The sequence below is a fragment of the Dietzia sp. DQ12-76 genome, from assembly GCF_014145045.1.
Lineage (GTDB): Bacteria > Actinomycetota > Actinomycetes > Mycobacteriales > Mycobacteriaceae > Dietzia.
On the sequence record NZ_JAALDV010000435.1, the window covers coordinates 1 to 3,419 of the forward strand.

At 70.9% G+C, this 3,419-nt stretch carries 3 protein-coding genes; 1 reads left to right on the forward strand and 2 read right to left on the reverse strand.

Going from position 1 to position 3,419, the window contains the following annotated elements; translation table 11 throughout:
* Positions 1-237: 237 nt before the first annotated feature.
* Positions 238-741, reverse strand: coding sequence for a DUF1648 domain-containing protein (locus G6019_RS14180; RefSeq protein WP_309230257.1), 504 nt, complete (start codon positions 739-741; stop codon positions 238-240).
* 103 nt (positions 742-844) lie between these two features.
* Complete coding sequence (gene purT, locus G6019_RS14185) at positions 845-2,128, reverse strand: formate-dependent phosphoribosylglycinamide formyltransferase (protein ID WP_182613307.1); 1,284 nt, start codon at positions 2,126-2,128, stop codon at positions 845-847.
* Positions 2,129-2,239: 111 nt separating this feature from the next.
* Between purT and G6019_RS14190 the strand changes: the two genes are divergently transcribed.
* Complete coding sequence (locus G6019_RS14190) at positions 2,240-3,337, forward strand: CaiB/BaiF CoA transferase family protein (protein ID WP_182613306.1); 1,098 nt, start codon at positions 2,240-2,242, stop codon at positions 3,335-3,337.
* Positions 3,338-3,419: the final 82 nt, after the last annotated feature.

Genomic DNA, 3,419 nt, shown 5'->3' on the forward strand with positions numbered 1-3,419 from the left:
GGCCGCGTGCTCCCCGGCTTCGCGGACCCGGGTCGCCTCAGCCGCCACCGCGACCCGTTCGAAGGCCACCAGGGCCGCCGCGACCGGCCCCACCTCCGCTCCTGATCCCGCCATCGGTCCCGCCCCCTCTCGAGCCCGTGGGTACGGGCCGCTCGAGTAGTGACGCTAGGGGGGAGGGTCGGGCCGGGTCAGGCCCCTCAGAGGGGCGGTGGATAGATCGGACGACCATCCACAGGCTCAGTCCAGGTCGGGGTTCTCGGCGTACCGATCTCCGACGTACATCCGGAGCAGTACCGCGACCATGCCCGCGCCGAACAGCCCCGTACCGCCGAGGAGCAGACCCTCCGGCATCCGCTGGTCGGGCGACTCGGAGGCGATCACGATCCCCACCTGCATCGCCACCAGGAGCGCGAGTGTGACCACCACGATCAGCCACAGGTCCTCACGGACCAGTCGCTCGAACCTGCGCAACCTCGGGGCGGTCGACGTCCACCACTGCTTGTTTGGCCCGTTGATGAGTTCCGGTGCCCGCATGACGAGCAACGACGTGAGCGGGATCAACGCCAACACGGTGAGCGGCAGCACCCCCGAGAACGCCAACGCCCCGGCCTTGCCGGACCACCCGTCAGCCCGCCCTCCGGAACCGAAATGGATCGGGACCCGCTCGGGGAGCACCATCGCCTGCCAGGCGAGCACCGCCAGCCAGATCAGCAGGGTGGACACGACGAGTGCCGGATCCACGGACCGGACGGCTCCCTGGGCAGCCCGCGGGCCTCGTCGGCGACCGAGTTCGTCGTCGTCATCTCACCAGCCTGCCGAACCGACGGCTGCGCCCCCGCACGTCCTACCTCACCACCGTCACGCGGGAGGCGGCCTCGCGGGCCCGTTCCCGCGCGGTCTCCACGTCCTCGGCGGTCGCCACGGCCACTCCCATACGGCGGAACTCGCTGGCCGAGGGCTTGCCGAACAGTCGCAGATCCGATTCCGGGACCGCGAGCGCACGGGCCACGCCCTCGAACCCCACGCCCTCGACCACACCGCTCGAGCCGCCCTCGGGGTCACCCTCAGGATCGTGCGCGATGCCGGCGCCGCCGTAGATCACCGCAGACGCTCCCGGGCTGGACATCGTGGTGACCACGGGCAGACCCAGGACGGCGCGGGCGTGCATGTCGAACTCGCTGAGCACCTGGCTGCGCAGCGTCACCAGGCCGGTGTCGTGCGGCCGCGGGCTGACCTCGGAGAAGTAGACGTCGACGCCCTGCACGAACAGTTCCACCCCGAACACCCCGACGCCACCGAGTGCGCCGGTCACGCGCGCCGCGACCGAGCGCGCCGAATCGTAGGCGTCCTGGGTCATGGCCTGGGGCTGCCACGACTCGACGTAGTCCCCGCGCTCCTGACGGTGACCGATCGGCTCGCAGAAATCCGTTCGGATCGCTCCGGTGGCCGGGTCCACGCTGCGGACGGTGAGCAGGGTGATCTCGTACTCGAAGTCCACGAACGACTCCACGATCACCCGCGCCCCCGTCACCCGCGCACCCGACTGCGCGTAGGCCCAGGCGGCCTCCACGTCCTCGGGGCCGTGGAGGGAGGACTGCCCCTTTCCCGACGACGACATCGTGGGCTTGACCAGGCACGGGAACCCGATCCGGTCGCATGCCTCCTGCAACTCCTCCAGCGACGAGGCGAACGCGTAGCGACTCGTGGGCAGGCCCAGCTCCTCGGCGGCCAGGCGCCGGATCCCCTCACGGTCCATGGTCAGCTGCACTGCGCGGGCCGTGGGGACGACTCGCGCCAGCCCGTCCTGTTCGATCTGCGCCAACGCGGCGGTGGCGATGGCCTCGATCTCCGGCAGGATCACGTGCGGCTTCTCGAGCTCCACCACCCGCCGCACCTCGCCTGAGTCGGTCATGTCGATCGTGTGGCTGCGGTGGGCGACCTGGTGGGCGGGGGCGCCGGAGTACCGGTCCACCGCGATCACCTCGACACCCAGGCGCTGCAGCGCAATGGTGACCTCTTTGCCCAGCTCGCCCGAGCCCAGGAGCATCACGCGCGTCGCGCCGGGACTCCCCGGCGTGCCGAGGCGGTCGACGACTGGCGGGGCGAGGGGATCGTGCGCTGCGGTCATGGCGCCCACGCTAGTAGAGGCCCGCCGACGCGGGTCCTTTCGCATGCTCCCCGGCTCACGCGGATCGGCAGGCGATACCGTGTGTGCAACGCCACACGAAAGGGCACACCTGTGACCACTGCCTCCCCCGGCCCCCTGGCCGGCATCCGCGTCGTCGAACTCAACGGCATCGGCCCCGGCCCCCACGCCTGCATGATGCTCGCCGATCTGGGCGCCGACGTCGTGACCGTCATGCGTCCCGGCGAACTCGCCACCCAGGTCGGCGGCTGGGCGCACATCACCCGGCGCGGCCGGACCGTGGTGGAGGCGAACCTCAAGAGCGACGACGGGTTGGCGCAGGTCCGCGGTCTGATCGCCAAGGCCGACGTGCTGGTCGAGGGCTTCCGGCCCGGGGTGACCGAACGTATGGGACTCGGCCCCGACGAGTGCCTCGAGCTCAACCCGCGGCTCGTCTACGCACGGATGACCGGGTGGGGTCAGCACGGCCCGCTCGCCCACACGGCCGGTCACGACCTCAACTACATCTCGCTCACCGGTCACCTCAACGCCACCGCCCGCAAGGGCGAGCGCCCGGTGCCTCCGCTCAACCTGGTCGGCGACTTCGGCGGTGGGTCGATGTTCCTCGTCCAGGGCATCCTCGCCGCCATCATCGAACGCGCCACCTCGGGCAGCGGCCAGGTCATCGACGCCGCGATGACCGACGGCGCCTCCGTACTGGGCCAGTTCCAGTGGGCCATGCGCGCACGGGACCAGTGGTCGGACGTCGCCGGGACGAACATGCTCGACACCGGGTTCCCGTTCTACGATGTCTACACCTGCTCCGACGGCAAGTTCATGGCAGTGGGCTGTCTGGAGCCGCAGTTCTATGCGGAGTTCGCCCGGCTGCTCGGCATCGACGGCGACGGCATGCCCGGCCAGTTCGACATGGATCGTTGGGACGAGTTGCGGGAGATCATCGCCGCCACGTTCGCCGAGAAGCCCCGCGACGAGTGGGCCGAGCTCTTCTACGGCACCGACGCCTGCACGACCCCGGTGCTGACCTACACGGAGGCGCTGTCCCATCCCCACATGACGGCGAGGGAGACCTTCGTCGAGGTCGGCGGGGACTTGGGGCCCGCGCCCGCGCCGCGGTTCTCGCGTACCCCTGCGCCCGCCGTCCCGGCCGCGCCGCCGCGTGAGGTGACCGCGATCGATCAGGTCTGGGCCTGAGCATGGGCGAGCCGGGGGCCACGTCTCACTCTCCGGGCAGTGGCTCCCGGGTGGCCGGTATGACCCTGGCCGTGGACCCGGA